The organism is Streptomyces sp. NPDC044002 (genome assembly GCF_056434525.1).
Genome location: NZ_JBWKEZ010000008.1, coordinates 168,571 through 191,488, shown reverse-complemented (window position 1 = coordinate 191,488; position 22,918 = coordinate 168,571). Strand labels below are relative to the sequence as shown.

General features: G+C 73.3%; 21 protein-coding genes and 1 tRNA gene. 12 read left to right on the top strand and 10 right to left on the bottom strand.

The genetic code is table 11. From position 1 onward, the window contains the following. Positions 1-33 precede the first annotated feature (33 nt). Positions 34-105, bottom strand: a tRNA-Cys gene (locus AC07A6_RS09215). A gap of 182 nt (positions 106-287) precedes the next feature. On the opposite strand from AC07A6_RS09215, the gene AC07A6_RS09210 reads away from it, so the two are divergent. The 4 genes from AC07A6_RS09210 to AC07A6_RS09195 all read left to right on the top strand — a co-directional run bounded on the left by AC07A6_RS09210 (position 288) and on the right by AC07A6_RS09195 (position 4,578). Further along, complete coding sequence (locus AC07A6_RS09210; RefSeq protein WP_478776628.1) at positions 288-1,766, top strand: MFS transporter; 1,479 nt, start codon at positions 288-290, stop codon at positions 1,764-1,766. A 218-nt stretch (positions 1,767-1,984) separates the two neighbouring features. After that, the gene (locus AC07A6_RS09205; RefSeq protein ID WP_362469229.1) at positions 1,985-2,191 is read left to right on the top strand and encodes a hypothetical protein; all 207 of its coding nucleotides are present in this window, start codon (positions 1,985-1,987) and stop codon (positions 2,189-2,191) included. After that, positions 2,188-2,583, top strand: a complete 396-nt coding sequence (locus tag AC07A6_RS09200; RefSeq protein ID WP_362469226.1) for a type II toxin-antitoxin system death-on-curing family toxin — start codon at positions 2,188-2,190, stop codon at positions 2,581-2,583. The genes AC07A6_RS09205 and AC07A6_RS09200 overlap by 4 nt, the downstream gene beginning before the upstream one ends. Before the next feature lie 207 nt (positions 2,584-2,790). Then, positions 2,791-4,578, top strand: a complete 1,788-nt coding sequence (locus tag AC07A6_RS09195; protein WP_362469223.1) for a DEAD/DEAH box helicase — start codon at positions 2,791-2,793, stop codon at positions 4,576-4,578. Positions 4,579-4,647: 69 nt separating this feature from the next. On the opposite strand, the gene AC07A6_RS09190 is transcribed toward AC07A6_RS09195, so the two are convergent. Beyond that, positions 4,648-5,652 carry a hypothetical protein gene (locus AC07A6_RS09190; RefSeq protein ID WP_478776627.1) on the bottom strand — a complete coding sequence of 335 codons (1,005 nt, stop codon included), beginning with the start codon at positions 5,650-5,652 and terminating at the stop codon, positions 4,648-4,650. 369 nt (positions 5,653-6,021) lie between these two features. Here AC07A6_RS09190 and AC07A6_RS09185 point away from each other — a divergent pair, with 369 nt between their 5' ends. Continuing rightward, positions 6,022-6,663, top strand: a complete 642-nt coding sequence (locus tag AC07A6_RS09185) for an IclR family transcriptional regulator (protein ID WP_007264382.1) — start codon at positions 6,022-6,024, stop codon at positions 6,661-6,663. 129 nt (positions 6,664-6,792) lie between these two features. Continuing rightward, a complete protein-coding gene (locus tag AC07A6_RS09180) occupies positions 6,793-7,590 on the top strand; it encodes a S16 family serine protease (protein ID WP_362472877.1) in 798 nt (265 codons plus the stop codon). On the opposite strand, the gene AC07A6_RS09175 is transcribed toward AC07A6_RS09180, so the two are convergent. The 4 genes from AC07A6_RS09175 to AC07A6_RS09160 form a co-directional block, all read right to left on the bottom strand. Then, on the bottom strand, positions 7,520-8,815 hold the full coding sequence (locus AC07A6_RS09175) for an MFS transporter (protein ID WP_478776626.1): 1,296 nt from the start codon (positions 8,813-8,815) through the stop codon (positions 7,520-7,522). The two genes, AC07A6_RS09180 and AC07A6_RS09175, sit on opposite strands and share 71 nt — an antisense overlap. Further along, a complete protein-coding gene (locus AC07A6_RS09170) occupies positions 8,812-9,027 on the bottom strand; it encodes a hypothetical protein (RefSeq protein WP_478776625.1) in 216 nt (71 codons plus the stop codon). Before AC07A6_RS09170 ends, AC07A6_RS09175 begins: the two co-directional genes overlap by 4 nt. Positions 9,028-9,088: 61 nt before the next feature. After that, a complete protein-coding gene (locus AC07A6_RS09165; protein ID WP_478776624.1) occupies positions 9,089-9,700 on the bottom strand; it encodes an ArsR/SmtB family transcription factor in 612 nt (203 codons plus the stop codon). 89 nt (positions 9,701-9,789) lie between these two features. After that, entirely contained in the window at positions 9,790-10,260 is a 471-nt protein-coding gene (locus tag AC07A6_RS09160; protein WP_362472865.1) for an Lrp/AsnC family transcriptional regulator, read from the bottom strand. 129 nt (positions 10,261-10,389) lie between these two features. Here AC07A6_RS09160 and hppD point away from each other — a divergent pair, with 129 nt between their 5' ends. Beyond that, positions 10,390-11,535, top strand: a complete 1,146-nt coding sequence (gene hppD, locus AC07A6_RS09155; protein ID WP_362472862.1) for a 4-hydroxyphenylpyruvate dioxygenase — start codon at positions 10,390-10,392, stop codon at positions 11,533-11,535. Positions 11,536-11,903: 368 nt separating this feature from the next. Here hppD and AC07A6_RS09150 read toward each other — a convergent pair whose 3' ends face one another. Beyond that, entirely contained in the window at positions 11,904-13,454 is a 1,551-nt protein-coding gene (locus tag AC07A6_RS09150) for a tetratricopeptide repeat protein (protein ID WP_478776623.1), read from the bottom strand. A 96-nt stretch (positions 13,455-13,550) separates the two neighbouring features. Between AC07A6_RS09150 and AC07A6_RS09145 the strand changes: the two genes are divergently transcribed. Continuing rightward, positions 13,551-14,921, top strand: coding sequence for an FAD-binding oxidoreductase (locus AC07A6_RS09145; protein WP_478776622.1), 1,371 nt, complete (start codon positions 13,551-13,553; stop codon positions 14,919-14,921). A gap of 74 nt (positions 14,922-14,995) precedes the next feature. Here AC07A6_RS09145 and AC07A6_RS09140 read toward each other — a convergent pair whose 3' ends face one another. Continuing rightward, positions 14,996-15,475: an SsgA family sporulation/cell division regulator gene (locus tag AC07A6_RS09140; RefSeq protein WP_362472853.1), complete on the bottom strand. Its 480-nt coding sequence runs from the start codon at positions 15,473-15,475 to the stop codon at positions 14,996-14,998. Positions 15,476-15,765: 290 nt separating this feature from the next. Here AC07A6_RS09140 and AC07A6_RS09135 point away from each other — a divergent pair, with 290 nt between their 5' ends. Then, on the top strand, positions 15,766-17,634 hold the full coding sequence (locus AC07A6_RS09135) for an RDD family protein (protein ID WP_478776621.1): 1,869 nt from the start codon (positions 15,766-15,768) through the stop codon (positions 17,632-17,634). A gap of 98 nt (positions 17,635-17,732) precedes the next feature. Next, complete coding sequence (locus AC07A6_RS09130) at positions 17,733-18,467, top strand: RDD family protein (RefSeq protein ID WP_478776620.1); 735 nt, start codon at positions 17,733-17,735, stop codon at positions 18,465-18,467. A 75-nt stretch (positions 18,468-18,542) separates the two neighbouring features. Here AC07A6_RS09130 and AC07A6_RS09125 read toward each other — a convergent pair whose 3' ends face one another. Beyond that, the gene (locus AC07A6_RS09125) at positions 18,543-18,899 is read right to left on the bottom strand and encodes a hypothetical protein (RefSeq protein WP_386275614.1); all 357 of its coding nucleotides are present in this window, start codon (positions 18,897-18,899) and stop codon (positions 18,543-18,545) included. 464 nt (positions 18,900-19,363) lie between these two features. On the opposite strand from AC07A6_RS09125, the gene AC07A6_RS09120 reads away from it, so the two are divergent. Both AC07A6_RS09120 and AC07A6_RS09115 read left to right on the top strand, forming a co-directional pair. After that, on the top strand, positions 19,364-21,721 hold the full coding sequence (locus tag AC07A6_RS09120) for an immune inhibitor A domain-containing protein (RefSeq protein WP_362472883.1): 2,358 nt from the start codon (positions 19,364-19,366) through the stop codon (positions 21,719-21,721). 112 nt (positions 21,722-21,833) lie between these two features. Then, the gene (locus AC07A6_RS09115; RefSeq protein ID WP_042800953.1) at positions 21,834-22,136 is read left to right on the top strand and encodes a hypothetical protein; all 303 of its coding nucleotides are present in this window, start codon (positions 21,834-21,836) and stop codon (positions 22,134-22,136) included. A gap of 6 nt (positions 22,137-22,142) precedes the next feature. On the opposite strand, the gene AC07A6_RS09110 is transcribed toward AC07A6_RS09115, so the two are convergent. Continuing rightward, a complete protein-coding gene (locus AC07A6_RS09110; protein WP_362472839.1) occupies positions 22,143-22,727 on the bottom strand; it encodes a nicotinamidase in 585 nt (194 codons plus the stop codon). Between the last annotated feature and the right edge of the window lie 191 nt (positions 22,728-22,918).

Genomic DNA, 22,918 nt, shown 5'->3' with positions numbered 1-22,918 from the left:
GATCGCCCGGACGGCCTTCGTGCTGCTGCGCAGAAGCCGTGACCGGAATCGAACCGGCGTAACTCGCTTTGCAGGCGAGTCCCTCAACCACTCGGGCACACGGCTGTGTGGTGGTGACGAGTACGAACGTACGGGGCCCGGCGCGGCGGGGGGAAGGGTGGCGCGGGGGCTGCAATGTGACTGCCATGCGGCGTTCACACGGGCTCGCGGACCTAGGTCGTGCGGCCGAGGCGGGATCGGTCGAAATGACAGGGGCGAGAGTGGCGCGTGAACCTTACTCTGGGGCGATGAGCGCCCTTGAACCCGGGATATCCGAGACCACCGTCGCCGCCCCGCCGCCGCAGGGCGGCATTCTCGGGCCGGCGTACCGGACGCTCAGCGTCGGGATCATCTCCGTGATCTTCCTGATCGCCTTCGAGGCCACCGCCGTCGGGACGGCCATGCCCGTCGCCGCGCGGGAGCTGGACGGGATCGGGCTCTACGCCTTCGGGTTCTCGGCGTACTTCACCACCAGCCTCTTCGCCATGGTGCTGTCCGGGCAGTGGGCCGACCGGCAGGGGCCGCTGCGGCCGCTGACGGTGGGGATCGGGGCCTTCGCCGCCGGGCTGGTGTGTTCCGGGACCGCGCAGCTGATGGGGGTGTTCGTCCTCGGGCGGGCGGTGCAGGGGTTCGGGGGCGGGCTGGTGATCGTCGCCCTGTACGTGGTGGTCAGCCGGGCCTACGAGGAGCGGCTGCGGCCCGCGATCATGGCGGCCTTCGCCGCGAGCTGGGTGGTGCCGTCGATCGTCGGGCCGCTGGCGGCGGGGACAGTCACCGAGCACCTGGGCTGGCGGTGGGTGTTCCTCGGGATCCCCGCGCTGGTCGTCGTACCGCTGATGGTGGCGCTGCCCGCGATCCGGCGCACCGCGTCCGGGCCGGTGGATCCCGCCTCGCCCGTCGCGTTCGACCGGCGGCGCATCCGGCTGGCGCTCGGGATCTCGCTGGGGGCCGGGCTGCTCCAGTACGCCGCCCAGGACCTGCGGTGGCTGTCGCTGCTGCCCGGTGTCGCGGGTGCGGCCCTGCTGGTGCCGGCGGTGCTGGGGCTGCTGCCGCGCGGCACGTACCGGGCGCGGCGCGGGCTGCCGTCGGTGGTGCTGCTGCGCGGGGTGGCGGCGGGGGCGTTCATCGGGGCGGAGAGCTTCGTGCCGCTGATGCTGGTGACCCAGCGCGGCCTGAGCCCGACGTGGGCGGGCTTCTCGCTGGCGCTGGGCGGGGTGACGTGGGCGCTGGGGTCGTGGGTGCAGTCGCAGGGCCGGACGGCGCCCTACCGGGAGCGGCTGATGGTCGCCGGGATGGTGATGGTGGCCGTGGCCATCGCGGCGGCCCCGGCGGTGCTGGTCGAGGCGGTGCCGGTGTGGACGCTGGCGCTGGCCTGGGCGGTGGGCTCGCTCGGCATGGGGCTGGTGATCGGCTCGACGAGCGTGCTGCTGCTGAAGCTGTCCGCGCCGGAGGAGGCGGGCGCGAACTCCGCCGCGCTGCAGATCTCGGACGCCCTGGCGAACGTGGTGCTGCTGGCGGCCGGGGGCGCCGCGTTCGCCGCGCTGGGCGGTGGGGCGGTGGGCGCGGGGCACGGGGCCGCCTCGGCGTCCGGGGCCGCCGGCTCGCACCCGGCGGCGTTCCTGGTGGTGTTCCTCCCGATGGCCTGCGTGGCCCTGGTCGGAGCGTGGGTCGCAACCCGCCTGGACCCGCCGCAGCCGGAGCCGCAGCCGGAGCCCTCGGGGGCCTGAGTCCGGCCCCCCCCGCCGGGCCTGCGCTGCGCGGGCGGTGGGCCGCTGCGCGGGGCCGTCCCCTACCCGCCCTTCCACCGTTCCCCGGGCGCTGCCCGGACCCGCGCCTCAAACGCCGGCGGGGCTGGAAGGCCCGGGGGTCCGGGGAGGACCCGCCCCGTCGGGCCGGGGCCGGAAAACGGGTGGGGTCGATCGCGCCCGCTGGTTACGCTCCGCTCGTGAACGTGAACGAGCTGACCCTGCGGATCTCCGACGCCGAGCGTGCCGAGCTGGCCGACCTCGCCGACGCCACCGCCTCGACCCCCGAGGCCCTGGCCCTGGAGGCCGTACGGGCGCACCTGCGCCGGGAGCGCGACCGCGTCGGGGCGGAGGCCGCCCGGCTGGCGGAGCGGCACGCCGGGCTGCTGAACAGGCTCGGGCAGTGAGCGCCGCCGTTCCGGTCCGGCACCTGACCCTCGCCGAGGTCCTGGACCTCGCCCGGCACGCCTGCCTGGCCCGGGACCAGCCCGTGGAGCTGCGGGCCCCCGGGCTGCTGGAGTCGGCGGTGCACCGGCCCCGCGCACGCATGTTCGGGGTCCCGGCCTATGAGGACCTCTACGAGCAGGCCGCCGCGCTGCTGCACGGCATCGCCGTGAACCACCCCCTCGTCGACGGGAACAAGCGCACGGCCTGGCTCGCCGCCGCGGCCTTCCTCGCCGTGAACGGGGTGGACCTCGCGGAGGCCGACCAGGACCGCGCGTACGGGCTGGTCGTGGACGTCGCGGCCGGCCGGGAGGCCGATCTCGCCTTGATCGCGCGGCGGTTGCGCTCGCTGTGACGCGCGGGCGGCGGAGGGTGTCCGGCCGGTGTCCGGCCCGCGGTCGGCCGGTGTGACCCTCGCCGCACCCGCCGAGGTCACGGGCCTGTCCCTCCGCGAGGGGCGGGCCCGCGCCGGTAAGGTGGCCCGGTTGTCCTACGTACGACCACCACGTCGGCGAGGACGGCCACGACTGCCACGACCGCCGAGAGCAACGAACCGGAGACCGTGACTACTACCGCCTCCCACCACCTCTCACCCGCCTTCCCCGGCCGTGCCCCCTGGGGTACCGCCAGCAAGCTGCGAGCCTGGCAGCAGGGGGCGCTCGACAAGTACGTCCAGACCCAGCCGCGGGACTTCCTCGCGGTCGCCACCCCCGGCGCCGGCAAGACCACCTTCGCGCTCACCCTCGCCTCCTGGCTGCTGCACCACCACGTGGTCCAGCAGGTGACCGTGGTCGCGCCGACCGAGCACCTGAAGAAGCAGTGGGCGGAAGCCGCCGCCCGCATAGGCATCCGGCTCGACCCCGAGTATTCGGCCGGGCCGCTGAGCAAGGACTACCACGGCGTCGCCGTCACCTACGCGGGCGTCGGCGTGCGCCCGATGCTGCACCGCAACCGCTGCGAGCAGCGCAAGACGCTGGTGATCCTCGACGAGATCCACCACGCCGGCGACTCGAAGTCCTGGGGCGAGGCCTGCCTGGAGGCCTTCGACCCGGCGACCCGGCGCCTGGCCCTGACCGGTACGCCCTTCCGGTCCGACACCAACCCCATCCCCTTCGTCACGTACGAGGAGGGGAACGACGGGATCCGGCGGTCCTCCGCCGACTACACGTACGGCTACGGCAACGCCCTGGGCGACGGCGTCGTCCGGCCCGTGATCTTCCTGTCCTACAGCGGCAACATGCGCTGGCGCACCAAGGCCGGCGACGAGATCGAGGCCCGCCTCGGCGAGCCGATGACCAAGGACGCCATCTCGCAGGCCTGGCGCACGGCGCTGGACCCGCGCGGCGACTGGATGCCGAACGTGCTGCGCGCCGCCGACCAGCGCCTGACGGAGGTCAGGAAGGGCATCCCGGACGCCGGCGGGCTCGTCATCGCCGCCGACCAGGACGCGGCGCGCGCGTACGCGAAGCTGATCCGGGAGATCACCGGGACCAAGGCGACCGTCGTGCTCTCCGACGACACCGGCGCCTCGAAGAACATCGACACCTTCAGCGCGAACGACGACCGCTGGATGGTCGCGGTCCGCATGGTGTCCGAGGGCGTCGACGTGCCGCGCCTCGCGGTCGGCGTGTACGCGACGACGATCTCGACGCCGCTGTTCTTCGCGCAGGCCGTCGGCCGCTTCGTGCGATCGCGCAGGCGCGGCGAGACGGCGTCCGTGTTCCTTCCGACGATCCCCTACCTCCTCGGCTTCGCGAACGAGATGGAGGTCGAGCGCGACCACGTCCTGGACCGGCCGAAGAAGGCGGGCGAGGACGACGACCCGTACGCCGAGTCCGAGAAGGAGATGGAGGAGGCGAACCGGCAGGAGGACGAGGACACCGGCGAGGACGAGCAGATGTCCTTCGAGGCCCTCGAATCCGACGCCGTCTTCGACCGGGTGCTGTACGACGGCGCCGAGTTCGGCATGCAGGCGCACCCGGGCAGCGAGGAGGAGCAGGACTACCTCGGCATCCCGGGTCTGCTGGAGCCGGACCAGGTGCAGCTGCTGCTGCAGAAGCGGCAGTCCCGGCAGATCGCGCACAGCCGCCGCAAGCCGGACGCGGAGTCGGACCTGCTGGAGCTGCCGGCCGAGCGGCGGCCGGTGGTTTCGCACAAGGAGCTGCTGGAGCTGCGGAAGTCGCTGAACACGATGGTGGGCGCGTACGTCCACCAGAGCGGGAAGCCGCACGGGGTGATCCACACGGAGCTGCGCCGGGTGTGCGGCGGGCCGCCGAGCGCGGAGGCGACGGCGGGGCAGCTGAAGGAGCGGATCAAGAAGGTGCAGGAGTGGGCCACCCGGATGCGGTGAGCCGGTCCTGAGAACGGGAAACGGGGTCCGTGCGCGGTGCGCACGGACCCCGTTCTCGTGGAGCCTGGATCAGGTGGTGACGCGGCGACGCTTGCCGGTGCCGGCGACCAGGGCCGCACCCATGGCGAGCGCGACACCGCCGGCGCCGAGCGCCCAGCTGGTGGCGGCGTCGGCACCGGTCTCGGCGAGCTCGCCGCCGGTGTTGGTGCTGCCGCCGTTGTTGCCGGAGCCGTTGTTGGTGTCGACGATCGGCGTGGTGGTGCCGCCGCCGTTCGGCTTGGTGTTGTTGTTGCCACCGGTGTTGCCACCGTTGTTCTGGCCACCCGTGTTGCCGCCGGTGTTGCCACCGCCGGTGGAGCCCTTGACGATCTTCGACTCGACGATGGTCGTGTCGGACCACACGTCGTCGTCCACGTTGCTGCCGCCGGTACCGATGACGACGATGTTGCCGGCCGGGGCGCCCGCGCTGAACTTGACGCGGACCTGGAGGTCGGTCTTCTTGGCCGGGAGGGCGATGTCGTCGGTCAGCAGCGCGACCGCGGCGCCGTCCTCGCCGATGATCTCCACGTCGTGCCAGGCGCCCTGGTGGAAGACCTGGACCTGGACGTTCTTGGCGCTCAGCGAGCCGGACTCGGCGGCGACGCCCAGGACGAGCACGTAGCTCTCCTGCGCCTTGCCCTTCGAGTTGTCGACCGTGTAGGTCAGGTTGGTCCAGCCGCCGCCGGCCTTGAAGGAGCTCGGGACACCGTCGATGCCGATGACGGGGCCGGTCGCGACCAGGTCCTCGTCCTCGTCCTCGACCTGCGGCGCGGGGGCCGGGGCCGGCTTGGCCGGGGTCTCGGCGGCGGGCTTGGCCGGGGCCGGAGCCGGGGCCGGCTTCGCCGGGGTCTCGGCGGCGGGCGTCGCGTCCTTCGCCGGGGTCTCGGCGGCGGGCGCGGCGTCTTCCTTCGGCGCGGCGTCCGGCGTCGTGACGGCCGGGGTCTGGGCCTCGTCCGCCATGGCGGGCGTGGCCATGAGGACCGTCGGACCGACGACAGCGGCGGCGGCCACGACGGCCATGCGCTTCAGCTTCACTGTTGCTTCTCTCCCCTTGTATGCGTCCGAGGCGTGTTGCGCCCCGCCCCCCCCAACATCTTTTTGAACACGATCAGAGTAATGGGCGTGTAAACCGATTTTCGGTCTGTGGACATTACGAATCGATACAGCCCCGTGCAGAAAACGTCTTAAACCGGCAGTAGGCGCCCGGATTCTGGACGAGGCCTTTCGCTCAGCGGACTCGCTCGCTACTGTCCCCGCATCGAACGCCCCGTGGCAGCGCCGCCGCGGGAGCGCAGCCGGTGCCTTGGCCGCCACCGGCGGCCTCTCCGTGCGTCGCCGAGGGACCGGCAGCGCTGCACCGCGTGAGAGTCACCGCCGCCCACCGATAACAGAGGGAGAGGCGTCGTGACCGCGGAAACCTCCCAGACTCTCGACCGAGGACTCAGAGTCCTCAAGCTGCTCGCCGACACCGACCACGGTCTGACCGTCACCGAGCTCTCCAACCGCCTCGGTGTCAACCGCACCGTCGTCTACCGCCTGCTCGCCACGCTGGAGCAGCACGCCCTGGTCCGCCGCGACCTCGGCGGCCGGGCCCGCGTCGGGCTCGGCGTGCTGCGCCTGGGCCGGCAGGTCCACCCGCTCGTGCGCGAGGCGGCCCTGCCCGCCCTGCGCTCCCTCGCCGAGGACATAGGGGCCACCGCGCACCTGACCCTCGTCGACGGCACCGAGGCCCTCGCCGTGGCCGTCGTGGAACCCACCTGGACCGACTACCACGTCGCCTACCGGGCCGGCTTCCGCCACCCGCTGGACCGCGGCGCGGCCGGCCGGGCCATCCTGGCCGCCCGTCAGGGCTCGCTCATCGAGCCCGGCTACACCCTGACCCACGGCGAGCTGGAGGCGGGCGCCAGCGGCGCCGCCGCACCGCTCGTCGGGATCACCGGGCTGGAGGGCAGCGTCGGCGTCGTGATGCTGGCCGACGCCGTCCCGGAGCGGGTCGGGCCCCGCGTGGTCGACGCGGCCCGCGAGGTCGCCGACGCCCTGCGCTGAGCCGCCGTCGGGCAGTCACCGCACCGGTCCTTCCCGCCGGGCCGCCAGGCCGTCGCGGGGAGGCCGCGGCGGCCCGGCTCCGGGCCCGGCGCGCGTCGGCCCAGTCGCCCGGGTCGGTAGATTGGCCGGGTGCTCTCTCGCCTCACACGTCTGCCGCGTCCCGCCGCCCTGGCCGTCTGCGCCGCCCCCGTCCTCGGGCTGTTCGCCGCCGCGGCCCTCGCGCCGCTGCCCTTCGTGGTGGCCGTGCCGGGCCCCACGGCCGACGTACTGGGCTCCGACCAGGGCAAGCCGGTGATCACCGTCACCGGCGCCCCCGTGCGGGACACCAAGGGCCAGCTCCGGATGACCACCATCCGCGCCACCGGCCCCTCCTCGACGATGAAGCTGCCCGAGCTGATCCGCCACTGGTTCGGGACCGACCAGGCCGTCATGCCCCGGGAGTCGGTGTATCCCTCGGGCGGAAGCGACAAGCAGATCGAGGAGCACAACCTGGAGGAAATGGCCCAGTCGCAGTCGGCCGCAGCGGCCGCCGCCCTCGGCTACCTCAAGAAGGACCCCAAGGACATCAAGGTCCAGCTCAACCTCGCCGACGTCGGCGGCCCGAGCGCCGGACTCCTCTTCACCCTGGGCATCGTCGACAAGCTCGACGGCGACGGCAGCGGCGGCGAACTCACCGGCGGCCGAAGCATCGCCGGTACGGGCACCATCACCGCCGACGGCACGGTCGGCGCCGTCGGCGGCGTGGGGCTGAAGACGCAGGCCGCGCGCCGCGACGGGGCGACCGTGTTCCTCGTGCCGAAGGCGGAGTGCTCGGACGCGAAGTCCGACCTCCCCGAAGGCCTCCAGCTCATCCCCGTCACTTCGCTGACGGACGCGGTGGACTCGCTGCGGGCGCTGAACCGGAACGGGGACGTTCCGTCCTGCTGACGGAGGGCCTCCCGTCGAGGCCGCGCCAGGATGGGAACACCAGCGGGATCAGCGTCGCCAGGAGGTAGACGGCGGCGAAGGCCAGCAGGGCCGGGGTCACGCCGAAGGCGTCGACCAGCAGGCCCGCCGCGAGACCGCCCATCGGCATGGCCAGCTCGCTGCCCGCCATGCTCACGCTGGAGGCCCGGCTGCGCATGTCCTCCGGCACCAGCTCGGAGACCACGGTGGTCAGGATCGGGTTCAGCACGCCCACGGCCAGGCCGGACAGGGCCATGGTCACCGCGAGGGGCAGCGGGGTGTCGGTGACGGCGGCGACCACGTAGCGGGTGGCCCCCGAGATCAGGAAGGCGCCCGCGAAGACGGCCCGGCGGGGGAAGCGCTCGCCCCAGGCCCCGTAGAGCAGGGCCCCGAGCAGGGCGAAGCCGCCGAAGAGGGAGACCATCAGGCCCAGCGTGGTGGCGCCGCCGAGGGCCTCGCGGCCGTGCACCGGGAGGAGTACGGACGACCAGCCCTGGTCCAGGCCGTTGGTCACCATCACCATGAGGGTGATGCCCAGCAGGAGCCGTGAGCGGGTCAGGAACCGCCAGCCCTCGGCCAGGTCGGTGCGGTACGCGGCGAACGAGGGCTTCTCCGCGGTGCGCTGGGGCTCGGCGGCGGGAACCCCGCGCAGGAAGGCGGAGATCAGCAGGGCGGAGGCGGCGAAGGTGGCCGCGTCCAGGAGGAGGACCGTTTCCGCGCCGAAGGCCGCGATCAGCACGCCCGCCACCGCGGCCCCGATCATCCGGGCCCCGCGCGAGACCGCGTCGTAGAGGCTGGCGGCCCGGGCGACGGTGGTGCCGGCGTGCTCGGCGAGGCTGGGCAGCAGGACGTAGCGGGCGGTCAGGCCCGGGGTGTGCACGAGGCCGCCGACGGCCATCAGCGCGCAGAGCATCCAGAATTCGAGGAGCCCCGCGTAGTGGAGGAGGGGGATCGCCCCGACCGACGCGGCGCAGATCACGTCGGAGGCCGCGGAGACCCGGCGGCGGCCGATCCGGTCGATGACCGGGCCGCCGACCAGCGCGGCGACGACGACCGGGAGGGTGGCGCAGAAGGCGACGATCCCGGCCCGGCCGGCGCTCCCCGTGGTCTGGAGCACGAACCACGGGACGCCGATCAGGGTGAGCGAACTGCCCGCTATGGAGATGGTGTTGGCGGCCAGGACCGCGGTGAAGGGCCGGCGGCTCATGCGGCGTGGTGCCGGACGCGGGCGTGGGCGGGGGCCGGCTGGAGCAAGCGGGTGCCGGCGGCGACGAGGGCCTCGCCCAGCCGGTTGCGCAGGGCGGGGAGGGCGGGGGAGCCGGCGGGTGCGGCTTCCCGGGCGAGGCGCCAGGCGGCGGCCTCGGCGGCGAGTTCGGCGGTGCGGGCGGAGTGCATCTCGGTGTGCGGGAAGGCGTGCATGGCAGGACTCCTTCTGCGGAGGTGAGATCTCGGGGTATGGCTCAGCGCGCGGGCGGGGTCGCTACGGGCGGGTGCGGCCGTGCCGGGGGAAGGCGTGCGTGTGGACGCGGACCGTCTCCGTGTCCTCGGACTGCGGCGCATCCTGGTAGCTGTTGACCAGCTCGTGCATCTTCTGGATCAGCTCTTGGCTCTGCGCGGGCGTCAGGCGCAGGGTGAAGTCGCTCATGTCGGAGGAGCCGTGCCGCCACTCCTTCGGCCACGAGTACGAGTCGCCGAGCCAGGTGCTCAGCTCCTGCGCGTGGATCGTGGCGATCTCGTGCCGGAAGGCGGCCGCCGCGCCCCGCGTCTCGGGGCTGTCGTCCTGGAGCAGCGACTCGTCGAGGCGGGTGCCGTCGTGGGCGGACTTCCACCAGCGCTCGCGGCCCTTGCCGTGCTCGGGCGCCTCCACGATGAAGCCGTACGCCGCGAGCTGGCGCAGGTGGTAGCTGGTGGCCCCGCTGGACTCGCCGAGGGCTGCCGCCAGTTGGGAGGCGGTGGCCGGCCCGTCCTTGCGCAGTGCGGACAGCAGGCGCATGCGCAGCGGGTGGGCCAGACCGCGCAGGGAGCGGGCGTCCAGGGTGTGGACCGACGGCTCGTTCTGCTCGGCGTCCGGGGTGTTCTCGGTCTCGGGCATGCCCCAACCGTAGGCTTGCAAAGAGTTCTATGCAAGCGATTCTTTGCAACCTTTTCTTTGGAAGTTCGGCGGGGGAGGGTGGGGGCGGCTCAGCCGTCCGCGGCCGCCTGCTCCACCAGGGGGATGATCCGCAGCGGGACCGGGTTCTCCATGACGATCGCCGTCGACGCCCGCACGATCCCCTCGAAGCCCACCACCCGGTCGATCACCCGCTGGAGGTCGGCGTTCGACCGCGCCACCAGCCGGCACAGCATGTCCCCGTGCCCGGTCGTCGTGTGCAGCTCCAGCACCTCCGGGACGCCCGCCAGGTGCGCCCGTACGTCCGCCCCCTGCCCCTGCTTGATCTCCAGCGTGGCGAACGCCGTCACCGGATACCCGAGCGCCGTCGGGTCCACCTGCGGGCCGAACCCGCGGATGACCCCGCTCGACTGGAGCCGGTCCAGCCGCGCCTGCACCGTGCCGCGCGCCACGCCCAGACGGCGGGAGGCCTCCAGTACGCCGATGCGGGGCTCGCGCGCCAGCAGGACGATGAGGCGGCCGTCGAGTTCGTCGATGCCCATGGAAACCTTCCCTCGATCGGCTGGTCATACTGCACAGATCTCTCAGTCATCCTCGGGCTCGGCTGGGCATTCTGTACAGCAGAAATGGAAACTATTGCGCAGCTTGTGGAAGAGCGGGAATCTGCGTTCATGACTGAGACCCTGGACACCACCCCGCAGACCGCGCGTGAGGCAGACCCCTTCCCGGTGAAGGGAATGGACGCGGTCGTCTTCGCCGTAGGCAACGCCAAGCAGGCCGCGCACTACTACTCCACCGCCTTCGGCATGAAGCTCGTGGCCTACTCCGGACCGGAGACCGGCAGCCGCGAGACCGCCAGCTACGTCCTGACCAACGGCGGCGCGCGGTTCGTCCTGACCTCGGTCATCAAGGCGACCACCGACCACGGCCGCTTCCTCGCCGAGCACGTCGCCGAGCACGGCGACGGCGTCATCGACCTCGCCATCGAGGTCCCGGACGCCCGCGCCGCCTACGCGTACGCCGTCGAGCAGGGTGCGCGCGGCCTGGACGAGCCGTACGAGGTCAAGGACGAGAACGGCACCGTCGTGCTCGCCGCCATTGCCACCTACGGCCAGACCCGCCACACCCTGGTCGAGCGCGTCGACTACACCGGCCCCTACCTGCCCGGCTACACGGCCGTCGAGCCGATGGTCGCCCCGCCGGCCAAGCGGACCTTCCAGGCGATCGACCACTGCGTCGGCAACGTCGAACTGGGCCGCATGAACGAGTGGGTCGCGTTCTACAACAAGGTCATGGGCTTCACGAACATGAAGGAGTTCGTGGGCGACGACATCGCCACCGAGTACTCGGCGCTGATGTCGAAGGTCGTCGCGGACGGCACCAAGAAGGTGAAGTTCCCGATCAACGAGCCGGCGATCGCGAAGAAGAAGTCGCAGATCGACGAGTACCTGGAGTTCTACAACGGCCCCGGCGTCCAGCACATCGCGCTGGCCTCGAACGACATCGTCTCGACGGTCCGCACGATGCGCGCGGCGGGCGTGGAGTTCCTGTCCGTGCCGGACGCGTACTACGACACCCTCGGCGAGTGGGTCGGCGACACGCGCGTGCCGATCGACGAGCTGCGCGAGCTGAAGATCCTCGCGGACCGGGACGAGGACGGCTACCTGCTGCAGATCTTCACCAAGCCGGTGCAGGACCGTCCGACCGTGTTCTTCGAGATCATCGAGCGGCACGGGTCGATGGGCTTCGGCAAGGGCAACTTCAAGGCGCTGTTCGAGGCGATCGAGCGGGAGCAGGACAAGCGGGGCAACCTGTAGGTCGCGCGGTTCCTTTCTTGACGCGCCGCTCGCGCGGCTCGGCGCCGGGGCGCCACGCCTTTTCCACGCGCCGCTCGCGCGGCTCGGCCACTGGCGGCCTCCCCGGCTTCGCGCCGCTGCGCCGGACTCCGTCCGTCGGGCCCGGGGCGGGGCCACGGGGCCGGGCTGGGGCCGGTGGGTCGTCTGCGGGTGGGGTGGGCCGCTGCGCGGGGCGAGGTCCCCTACCCGCCCTTCGCCCGTTCCCCGGGGCTCCGCCCCGGACCCCTTTGCGCTCAAACGCCGCGCGGGCTGGAGGATCCAGCCCCGCCGGCGATTGAGGCGAGAACGGGTGAAGGGCGGGGCGGGGAGCGGCCCCGCGCAGCGGCGGGTTACGTGCCGGCCGCGGAGGGCTTCGGCCTGGGCGCCGCGGGCTTCGGCTTCGGTTTGGGGGCGGGCGCCGCCGCAGGCTTCGGCTTCGGCGCCGCCGCCCTCGGCTTCGGGAGCTCCGGCGCCACCCACGGAGTGCGCGGCTGCATGTTCTCCGGGCCGCCCGCCGGGGGCTGCCCGACCGACGCCAGGGCCTCCTTCGCCAGCGGCCCCCGCACCGGGGAGAACACCGGGTTCGTGCGCAGCGCCGTCTGCAGGCTCCGCCGCGCCGCCGCCTCGTCGCCCAGCCCGCGCTCGATCACCGCCCGGTGGTACGAGAACTCGGCGTTCCGCAGCCCCAGGTCGGTCGCCTTCTTCGCGTACTCCAGTGCCTCCGGGTCCTCGCCGCCCTTGTGCAGCGCCCACCCCAGCGCGTCGGCCACCTGCACGCTCTTGTGCCGCGCCCACTCCGCCGACAGGCGGCGCACCGCCTGCGCCGGATCGCCGTGGTCCGCCTCGTACAGGCCGAGGACGACCTCCTCGTTGACCCCGTTCGCGGCGCCCGCCGCCGCCAGCGCGGCCAGCGAGCGGTACTGCACCCGCGCCTCCTCCGGCCGCTCCAGCGAGTCCAGCAGCTCGCCCAGCTCCAGCGCCAGCCTCGGCACCGGGGTGCGGCCCAGCGCCAGCCGGTAGTCCCGTACCGCCTCCCCGCCCCGGCCCAGGGCCGCCAGCGCCCTGGCCCGGCCGCCCAGCGCCTCGCCCTGCCCGGGGTCGGTGCGCAGCGCCGCCTCGTACTGGCGCAGCGCCTCCGCCGGGTCGCCGCGCTCCCACGCCAGCTCCCCGAGCCGGAACAGCACGTACGCCTTCTCCGCCGGGGACTTCGCCTCCCCGCCCGCCGCCTCCAGCGCCACCACCGCGTCCTCGCGCCAGCCCCGGTCCCGGTACACCTGGGCCGCCCTCAGGTGCGCCGCCAGGCCCGGCCGGAGCTCCAGCAGCCGGTCCATCGCCCGCTGCGCCGCCTTGTAGTCGCCGAGGCCCGTGTACGCGTCCACCAGGACCGGGTACGCCGTCCAGCGCCGCGGCGCCTGCGCCCGTACCAGCTCGCCCCACTTCCGCGCCGTCGCGAAGTCCCGCCGGGCACCGGCCAGGGCGCCCATGCCGGTCATCGCGTCGAAGTTGCCCTTCTCGGCGGGGCGGACCTCCAGCGACCGCTTGAGCGCCTTCTCCGCCTTCGGGTACCAGGCGGAATCGGCCGTCCGCCGGGCCTGTTCCAGGTACGCCGACCCGAGCACCGCCCACGAAGCGTCGTCGTCGGCGTGCGTGGCGACCCACTCCTCCCGGTCCGCCACCAGCGCCGTCAGGTCCACCGCCGCCGCCGGGGCGCCCATGCCCACCGCCGACGCGGCCCGTTCGCTCGGCCCCGGCGGGCGGGCGTCGTCACCGGTACGGGCCGGGCGGATCAGCAGGGCCCCGGCGATCAGGACCACCGCCACCGCGGCCGCCACGACCGTCTTGCGTCCGGTGAAGGTCACGGGCGGCGCGGGCTGCTGGGATTGCTCGTCGAAACCGTGCATGCGCTCACTGTGCGTCAATATGAAGAGCCCGCCGAGGTGTCCGAAGCCGGTCGCCGCCGTGTTCACACCGATGGCCCCGACTGTCACTGTGGCCACATGGATGACGATCTCATTGTGCGACTCGGCGAAGGACTCCCGCTCGAGGCGCTGCTGACCGACCCTCAGGTGACCGCCTCCTACGCCCGCGACACCGCCGGCTTCTGCGACGCCGGCACCCCCGCCGCCGTCGTCCTGCCGCGCACGGTGGAGCAGGTGCAGCACGTCATGCGCACCGCCACCGCCCTACGGGTCCCCGTGGTCCCGCAGGGCGCCCGTACGGGCCTCTCCGGGGCCGCCAACGCCTCCGACGGCTGCATCGTGCTGTCGCTCGTCAAGATGGACCGGATCCTGGAGATCTCCACCGTCGACCGGATCGCCCTCGTCGAACCGGGCGTGGTCAACGCGGTCCTGTCGCGGGCCGTCGCCGAACGGGGCCTCTACTACCCGCCCGACCCCTCCAGCTGGGAGCAGTGCACCATCGGCGGCAACATCGGCACCGCGTCCGGCGGGCTGTGCTGCGTGAAGTACGGGGTCACCGCCGAGTACGTGCTCGGACTGGACGTGGTCCTGGCCGACGGCCGGCTGCTGCGCACGGGCCGCCGTACCGCCAAGGGCGTCGCCGGATACGACCTGACGCGCCTGTTCGTCGGCTCCGAGGGCACCCTCGGGGTGGTGGTCGGGGCCGTCCTCGCGCTGCGGCCGGCGCCGCCCCGGCAGCTGGCGCTCGCCGCCGAGTTCCCCTCGGTCGCCGCCGCCTGCGAGGCCGTCTGCGCCGTCATGGAGGCGGGCCTGACGCCCTCGCTGCTGGAACTGATGGACCGTACGACCGTCCGCGCCGTCAACGCCCTCGGGAAGATGGGCCTGCCCGAGAGCACGGAGGCCCTGCTGCTCGCCGCCTTCGACACCCCGGACGCGCCCGCCGACCTGGAGGCCGTCGGCAGGCTGTGCACCGCCGCCGGGGCGGGTTCCGTCGTACCCGCCGATGACGAGGCGGAGTCGGAACTGCTGCTCCAGGCCCGCCGGATGTCCCTCACCGCCCTGGAGGCGCTCCGGCCGGCGACGATGATCGACGACGTGTGCGTGCCGCGGTCGCGGCTCGCCGAGATGCTGGACGGGACGGCCGCCATCGCCGCGGCGCACGAACTCCTCATCGGCGTCTGCGCGCACGCCGGCGACGGCAACACCCACCCGGTGGTCTGCTTCGACCCCGCCGACGAGGACGAGACGCGGCGGGCGCGGCGGTCCTTCGACGAGATCATGGCGCTGGGGCTGTCCCTGGGCGGCACGATCACCGGGGAGCACGGGGTGGGGGTGCTGAAGAAGGAGTGGCTGGCCCGTGAACTCGGCCCCGTCGGGCTGGAGATGCAGCGCACCGTCAAGCAGGCCTTCGACCCGCTCGGGCTGCTGAACCCCGGCAAGCTCTTCTGAGGTCCGCGCCGTCCCGTCGTACGGGGTGCCGGTACCGGTGCCGGCGCCGGTCCCGGTCCCGGTTGCCGTGCCGGTCACAGGTCGCCCTCCGCGGACTCGTCCGAGGGCCACGGGTCGCGCAGCCACAGCTCGTCGGCGGGGGTGGGGGTGAGCAGGGCGGCCAGGGCGTCGTCCAGGCCGAGCCGCTCCGCCTCCGTCCCCGGCGGGACCACGCGCAGGGTGCGCTCCAGCCAGGCCGACACGGAGCCGGCCGGGGCCTCCAGGAGGGCGTCGCCGTCGGGGGAGCTCAGCGCCATGCACAGGACGGACTGGTTGTCGATCTTCACGGGCCAGATCCGGACGTCTCCGTGGCCGCACGGGCGGAACACCCCCTCGACGAGCAGCTCGCGGGCGAAGGTCCAGTTGACCGGGGTGCTGGAGCCGGTGTGGAAGGTGACGTGCACGGCGTAGGGGTCGTCGGTGAGGTACAGCAGCTTCGCGGGTACGGGGATGCTGCGCTCGGGGGACAGGACCAGCTTCAGTTCGAGTTCGCGCTCGATGACGGGGTGGTGCATCGCGGCCTCACTTCGGTGCGTTCGTCTGCGGACGCGGGGCGGTTCTCGCCCCGCACGAGGAGAGAGCACCCTCGTGCCCGGGTATGACGCGGGTTTCCGCACCGAATGTCAGGTTGGCCGAAACCTTTCGGTTGACCGGAATCCGTCGGGTGGGGTGGGGGTGGGGCGAGGTTCGCCCGAACGTTTGGAATCTCCCGTTACCGGACCTGCCGGGCGGGGGTTCTTGGCTATGGTCCTCCCCTTGGGTCCTCCCCTGCACAAGCCTCAAGCCACGATCGGAGTTGGGGACATTGACGGCCTCCCCTGGTGACGGAGAGCACGCGGCCCGCGAGGGCTACTACCCCGACCCGTCCATCCCCGGGTACGTCCGGTACTGGAACGGCGCCGCCTGGGTTCCGGGTACGAGCCGTCCCGCCGCCGCCTCCGTCGCCGTCCGGGTGGAGGAGACGGGGCCGGTCTTCCTGGACGAGACCTCGATGACGGAGGCCCTCCGGGACCCGGACCCGACGCCGTGGGGCTCCGCCGGCCACGGGGACGCCGGGGCGGCCCGGGTCCGGGACTCCGCCCCGGGCCCGGCATGGGGCGGAGCCCCGCAGGCGGGCGCCGGCCCCGACCGCGCCTGGGACCCGGGAGCGGGTCCGGGGCACGCCCTGCGCGGCGGCGCGGGCGGGGACTGGAGCGGGGGCGCCGGAGCCGACCCGTCGCGGGACCGGGCTCCCGGCCAGGCCGGCGGCGCGGGCGCGGACTGGGGGTACGGGGCCGAGCCGGGCGGCCGCCCGGGGCCTGGGCCGGACTGGGGTTCCGGCCCGGCCCCGGGCGGTGGCGGGGGCGGTGGCGGGGTCGGAGCCGAACCGGGCCGGGGCCCGGGTGGTGGTGGGGCCGATGTGCGGGACTGGGGTTCCGGCCCGGAGCCGGGGCGGGGCCCGGGCGGTGGCGATGGCGGCGGCGTGGTCGGAGCCGAGTCGGGCCGGGGCGCGGGTGCTGGCGGGGCGGTGGGCGAACCGGGCCGGGGGGCCGGCGGGTGGCAGGTCGATCCCGTTCACCAGGCCGGCTTCGGCGGGCCCCGCGACGCGCGGGTCTCCTGGGGCGACCCGGCCGAGCCCGAGCCCGGCCGGCCCGCCGGGATCTCCCTCGCCCGGCCCGCGGCCGCGGCCGCCGCCACCGCGCAGCGGCTCCCGGCGCAGGCCGCCGCCGAGAGCGTCGGCATCCTGTCGGCCCGCCCGCCGGCCTGGCCCGACGCCCCGGGCGCCGGCACCTCGGGCCTCACCTCCAGCTGGCCGGAGGCCACCCCCGAAGCCCCGCCGCAACGGCCGCAGCCGGAGCCGCAGCCGGCGACGGTACGCCGGACCCCCGAGCCGGCCCCCGCCCCCGAGCCGGTGCGTGTCCCCGCCCCGGAGCCCCGGGACGCCGCGGCGGTACGGGCCCCCGCGCCGGACCGCTGGGCCCCGGGGGCAGGACGCGCCCCCGAGCCGGTACCGGCCCCCGCGCCGGACCGCCGGGCCCCCGCGCCCGCGCCCGCGCCGGAGCCCGCGCCCGACCGGGAGCGCCGGCCCGCCGAGCCGGGGCGCCGGGCCCCCGGGGCGCACGAGGGGCCCGGGCCCTCGTGGTCCCGCGCGGCCGCCCCCGTACCCCCGCCGGAGGCACCCGCACGGGAGGACGGCCGGGCCGTCTTCGAGCGGATGGCGGAGCGGGCCGTGCGGCCCGCCGGGCTGGGGCGGCGGGGGGCGGCACGGCTGCTGGACTCCCTCGTGCACGCCGCCTTCACCGCGGCCGTCGCGCTGCCCGTCGTACCCCGGGTGACGGCCCATCTGGAGGCGAAGGTCGACGCCGCCCGGGCGAGCGGGCGGACCACCACCGTGTACCTGCTCGACGCCACCACCGCCGGGTACCTGGGCGCCCTGCTCGGTGCCGTCCTGCTCTTCGGCGTCCTCTACGAGGCCCTGCCCACCGCCCGTTGGGGCCTGACCCCGGGCAAGAAGCTACTCGGCGTGCGCGTGCTGGCCACCGCCACCCTGCGCCCGCCCTCCTTCGGCGCGGCCCTGGGCCGCTGGCTCGTGTACGCCTTCCTGGGGCTGCCGGGCAGCCTGTGGTGCCTGGTGGACCGCCCCCGCCGGCGGGCCTGGCACGACCGCGCCGCCGGGACGTTCGTGACCCGCTGACCGGGCCCCGAAGGCCGCCGTGCGCCGCCGCGGCGGCCCGTGCCCCGGACGGACGCGGCCGCGTTGCGGGGCGCGCGGAGCCGGGTTCGACTCGGGCCATGAGCACCGACCAGCCGCCGCCGGGCGACCGGCCCGAGGACGACCCGTTCCTCAAGAAGCCCCAGGAGCCGACGCCTCCGTCGGGCGGTTCGCCGTACGGCTCGCCGCCCCCGCCCCCCGGTGGCGGCGGTTACCCCCCGCCCCCGCCCCCCGGCGGCGGCTACCCCCCGCCCCCACCCCCGCCCCCGTACGGCGGCGGGCCCGGAGACCCGTACGGCGGCGGTGGCGGCTACGGCATGCCCGATCCGCTCGCCGGGATGCCCCCGCTCGCGGACTTCGGCAAGCGGCTCGCAGCGCGCGTGATCGACACGCTGATCGTCGGCGTACCGCTGTTCCTCATCCAACTGCCCTTCGGTTCCCGGCGGTACGTCGTGGACACCGAGAAGGGCGAGGACGTCACCGAGGTCATCTCGAAGTCGTACGGCGGCTCGGGCCTGGTGTGGACGCTGATCACGATCATCGCGTACGTCGGCTACGACTGGTGGTTCACGCAGAAGAACGGACGGACCGTCGGCAAGAGGGCCATGGGCCTGCGCGTCGCGATGCTCAACGACGGCAGCGTGCCGCCGTCGGGCGCCGCGCTCGGCCGCGGCGTCGTGCTCTGGGTGCCGACGCTGGTGTGCTGCTTCTGCCTGTGGCCGCTCGCGCTGATCGTGTCGATGCTCGTAGACAAGCCGTACCGGCAGGGGCTCCACGACAAGGTGGCCAAGACGGTGGTGGTCACCTCGACCTGAGCCGGAGTCCTTCGTACGAGGGCACGCGCGGGCGGCCGACCCCGGTGGGGGGCGGCCGCCCGCGCCGGTGTCCGGTCAGTGGTGGACGGGGTGGTCCGCGGAGGCGGTCCGGGGCTCGGGCACCCGGGAGGCACCCGCCCCCGCCGCCGACCCGTCCCGCCCGGCGGAAACCCCGGCGGAATCCCCGCCGGACCCCGCGGGCGCCCCTACGGCGCCGGGCGCCTGCGCCCCGCCGCGCCGCGCCGCGTGCCGGCCCCGGCGCCGCGGGATCGGCACGGTCAGCGCGACCAGCAGGCCGAGGGCGAGCGCGGCGGCGGAGATGACCGCGACCCCGATCCCGGTGCTCGTCTGCGAGAGCAGCAGCATGGCGATCGTCGACACGACGACGGTGGCGGAGCCGTAGGCGAGCTGTGCGGCAGTCGGACGCGGCATGGCGTTTTCCGTCCTCAAGGCGTGGAGGGTGGGAGTCGCATCGACAGATCGCGCACGCGTCAAGTGACTCCCGGAAGGGATGCCCGGACGGAGCAACAGGTAAGCGTGACCTTACCCACGGTGTCGGGGCACGGAGGGGCGCACGGCGTCGCACGATGTCGCACACCCGGCCGCGGGACCCGGCAAGCGGAGGCCTTCGCCCCGGATGGGGACGTATGGCGATGGAACGTCCGAATAGCGGAACTCGCTGACCGCATAGTGCAGTTGTAAGGAAGAAGTCAAGGTCTGTCTTTTCTTTAGACTCTCCGGTCAAATGTCGTCACTTGAGACGCGCGCCGCGCGGAACCCCCCACTCCTACGGAGATGTTCCGACCTACGTCGCGGCCGCGGGAGGGGAACGACATCAAGTGACCGGAAACTCCACCAGGCGTCGCGCGCTGCGCGCCGCCGCCGTCGGCGTGACCATGGCCGCCACCGCGGCCTCGGGCGCCTTCTTCACCACGGCCCAGGCCACCACCGCGTGGGGCAGCGATGCTCCGGCGGTCGACAAGCAGGACCCCACCTCCCCCGCGAAGGAGCAGGTCCAGCACAACCTGGAGACCCCGTTCAGCAAGCAGAACGCGCAGGCGCGTGAAGCCGCCCTTGACCAGGTGCTGGCGGGCAAGAAGAACGTCGAGCAGCGCGGCGCCTCGAAGGTCGTCAAGCTCGACGACAAGAAGTACGTCGAGCTGGGCCGCGAGAAGACCGACAAGATCTTCACGATCCTGGTCGAGTTCGGCGACCAGGTCGACAGCACGACCATGTTCGACCCGGACGGCCCGACCGGCCCGAAGCCGCCGGAGCCGAAGTACGGCGGCACGCCCGGCCCGCTGCACAACACGATCGCGCAGCCCGACCGCGCGTCGAACAACAGCACCGCCTGGCGCAAGGACTTCAGCCGCGACTACTTCCAGGACCTGTACTTCGGTACCGGCCAGGGCAAGGACTCGCTGAAGACCTACTACGAGAAGACCTCCTCGGGCCGCTACTCGGTCGAGGGCGAGGTCGCCGACTGGGTCAAGGTCCCGTACAACGAGGCCCGTTACGGCTCGAACTTCTGCGGCCAGACCAACTGCTCCAACGTGTGGGACACCGTCCGCGACGGCGTCACCGCGTGGACGGAGGCCCAGAAGAAGGCCGGCAAGACCGACGAGCAGATCAAGGCCCAGCTGGCGCAGTACGACCAGTGGGACCGCAACGACTTCGACGGCGACGGCAACTTCAACGAGCCCGACGGCTACATCGACCACTTCCAGATCGTCCACGCGGGCGAGGACGAGTCGGCCGGCGGCGGCGTGCAGGGCAAGACGGCGCTGTGGGCGCACCGCTGGTACGCGTACGGCACCGACGTCGGCAAGACCGGCCCGGCGAACAACAAGGCCGGCGGTACCCAGATCGGCAACACCGGCATCTGGGTCGGCGACTACACGATGCAGCCGGAGAACGGCGGCCTCGGCGTCTTCGCGCACGAGTACGGCCACGACCTCGGTCTGCCGGACCTCTACGACACCTCCGGCGGCGGCGAGAACTCGGTCGGCTTCTGGTCCCTGATGTCGGCCGGCTCCTGGCTCGGCAACGGCAAGGACTCCATAGGCGACCTCCCGGGCGACATGACCGCCTGGGACAAGCTCCAGCTGGGCTGGCTGAACTACGACACGGCCAAGGCCGCGACGAAGTCCACCCACAAGCTGGGTGTGTCGGAGTACAACACCAAGGACAAGCAGGCGCTGGTCGTCGAGCTGCCGAAGAAGCAGGTCAAGACCGACATCGTCGCTCCCGCCGAGGGCTCCTCGCAGTGGTGGAGCCAGATGGGTGACGACCTCAAGAACACCCTGACCCGCTCGGTCGACCTGACCGGCAAGAAGTCCGCCGCCCTCTCCCTCAAGGGCTGGTGGGACATCGAGGCCGACTACGACTTCCTCTACACCGAGGTGTCCACGGACGGCGGCGCCACCTGGACCGCGCTGGCCGGCACCGCCGACGGTGCGGCCATCCCGGCCGACGCCTCCGGCAGCCCGTCGCTGACCGGTACCTCCGGTGCCTGGAAGGCGCTGAACTTCCCGCTGGACGCCTACGCGGGCAAGAAGGTCGACCTCCGCTTCCGCTACCAGACGGACGGCGGCGCGGGCGGCAAGGGCTTCACGGCCGACGCCGTCACCCTGACCGCGGACGGCGCCGCGCTGTTCACCGACGGCGCCGAGAACGGCGACAACGGCTGGACCGGCAAGGGCTTCGAGCGCATCGGCGCGGGCTTCACCAAGGAGTACCCGCAGTACTACATCGCCGAGAACCGCCGCTACGTCTCGTACGACCGCACCCTCAAGGTGGGCCCGTACAACTTCGGCTGGGCCAACACCAAGCCGGGCTGGGTCGAGCACTACCCGTACCAGGACGGCCTGCTGATCTGGCTGTGGGACAAGTCCCAGAAGGACAACAACACGAGCCAGCACCCGGGCTCGGGTCTGATCCTGCCGATCGACGCCAACGCCAAGCCGATGAAGTGGTCGGACGGCACCCTGCTGCGGAACAAGATCCAGCCGTACGACGCCACGTTCAGCGCGTACTCGACGGACGCGTTCACCCTGCACAACAAGGGCGAGTCGCTCTTCGTCAAGCCGAAGCCCGCGAACCTGGTCTTCGACGACCACAAGGGCAAGTACTACTACGACGAGAACCCGACCGGTTCGGTGAAGGTCGCTGACACCAACACCAAGATCAAGATCGTGAAGGAGCCGTACGACGGTCTCCAGATGACGGTCGAGGTCGGCCCCGCCGCCAAGTAGTCCAGTAAAACCGCAGGTCAAAGCATGATCGGCCGTCGCCCTCTAGCGGGCGGCGGCCGATCGCGTTTAGATGCGGGGACGACTGTTCTTATTGACGGGGGAGCTGAGGATCATGCCCGGTGGAGGTTTCGTCAGATTGCCAGGCGGCAGCGTGGTGGTCGCGCTCACGCTGCCGAGGCCGTCCGGCGACGGCGGCGACGTACGGGTGCTGGTGCACGCCGTGAACCGGGCCCGCGCCCTGACCAGGCTGCGGAACCTCGGGATGCGGGCCGTGTACCTCAGGGGCAACGCCCAGCCCCCCACCCCGGACGAGATCACCGCCGTCCTGCACCACCCCGACGGCCTCCTGTGGCGCGGCGCCCCGGACCCCGGGCAGGAGCTCTGGCACCCCATCCGCGCCCTCCTGGGGGGCTGAGGGGGCTCAGCCGCCCACCAGGGTCACGCCGGCCGCCCGGAGCTCCTCCAGGGCCTTCTCGGTGGTGTGGGGGGCCACGGCGGCCGTCAGGTCCAGCAGCACGCGGGTGGTGAAGCCGGCGCGGGCGGCGTCGACGGCGGTGGCCTTCACGCAGTGGTCGGTGGCGATGCCGACCACGTCGACCTCGCTCACGTGCCGGTCGCGCAGCCACTCGGCGAGGCCCTGGCCGTTCTCGTCGGTGCCCTCGAAACCGCTGTACGCGGCCTCGTAGGCGCCCTTGTCGAAGACGGCGGCCACGGCCCCGGAGGCGACGGCGGGGGCGAAGTTCGGGTGGAACCCGACGCCCTCGGTCCCGGCGACGCAGTGCACCGGCCAGGAGGTCTCGTAGTCCGGCTCGGCCGGGGGCCGCGCGAAGTGGGACCCGGGGTCGACGTGGTGGTCCCGCGTCGCCACGACGTGCCGGTAGCCCGGGGTGGTCTGGCCGATCAGCTCCGTGATCGCGGCGGCGACGTCGGCCCCGCCGGTGACCGCGAGGCTGCCGCCTTCGCAGAAGTCGTTCTGTACGTCGACGACGATCAGTGCGCGGTGCATGTCGCGTGTCCTTCGGGTCGGTGTGTGGTCGTGCGGTGCGGTGCGGTGCGGTCCGGCGGGCCCTGCGGGTGCTCTTCCCCCACCCCACCCCTTCCCGAACCTGGGGCTCCGCCCCAGACCCCGTTGCGCTTGGAGGATCCAGCCCCGCCGGCGTTTGAGGCGCGGGGGTCTGGGGGCGGAGCCCCCAGGGA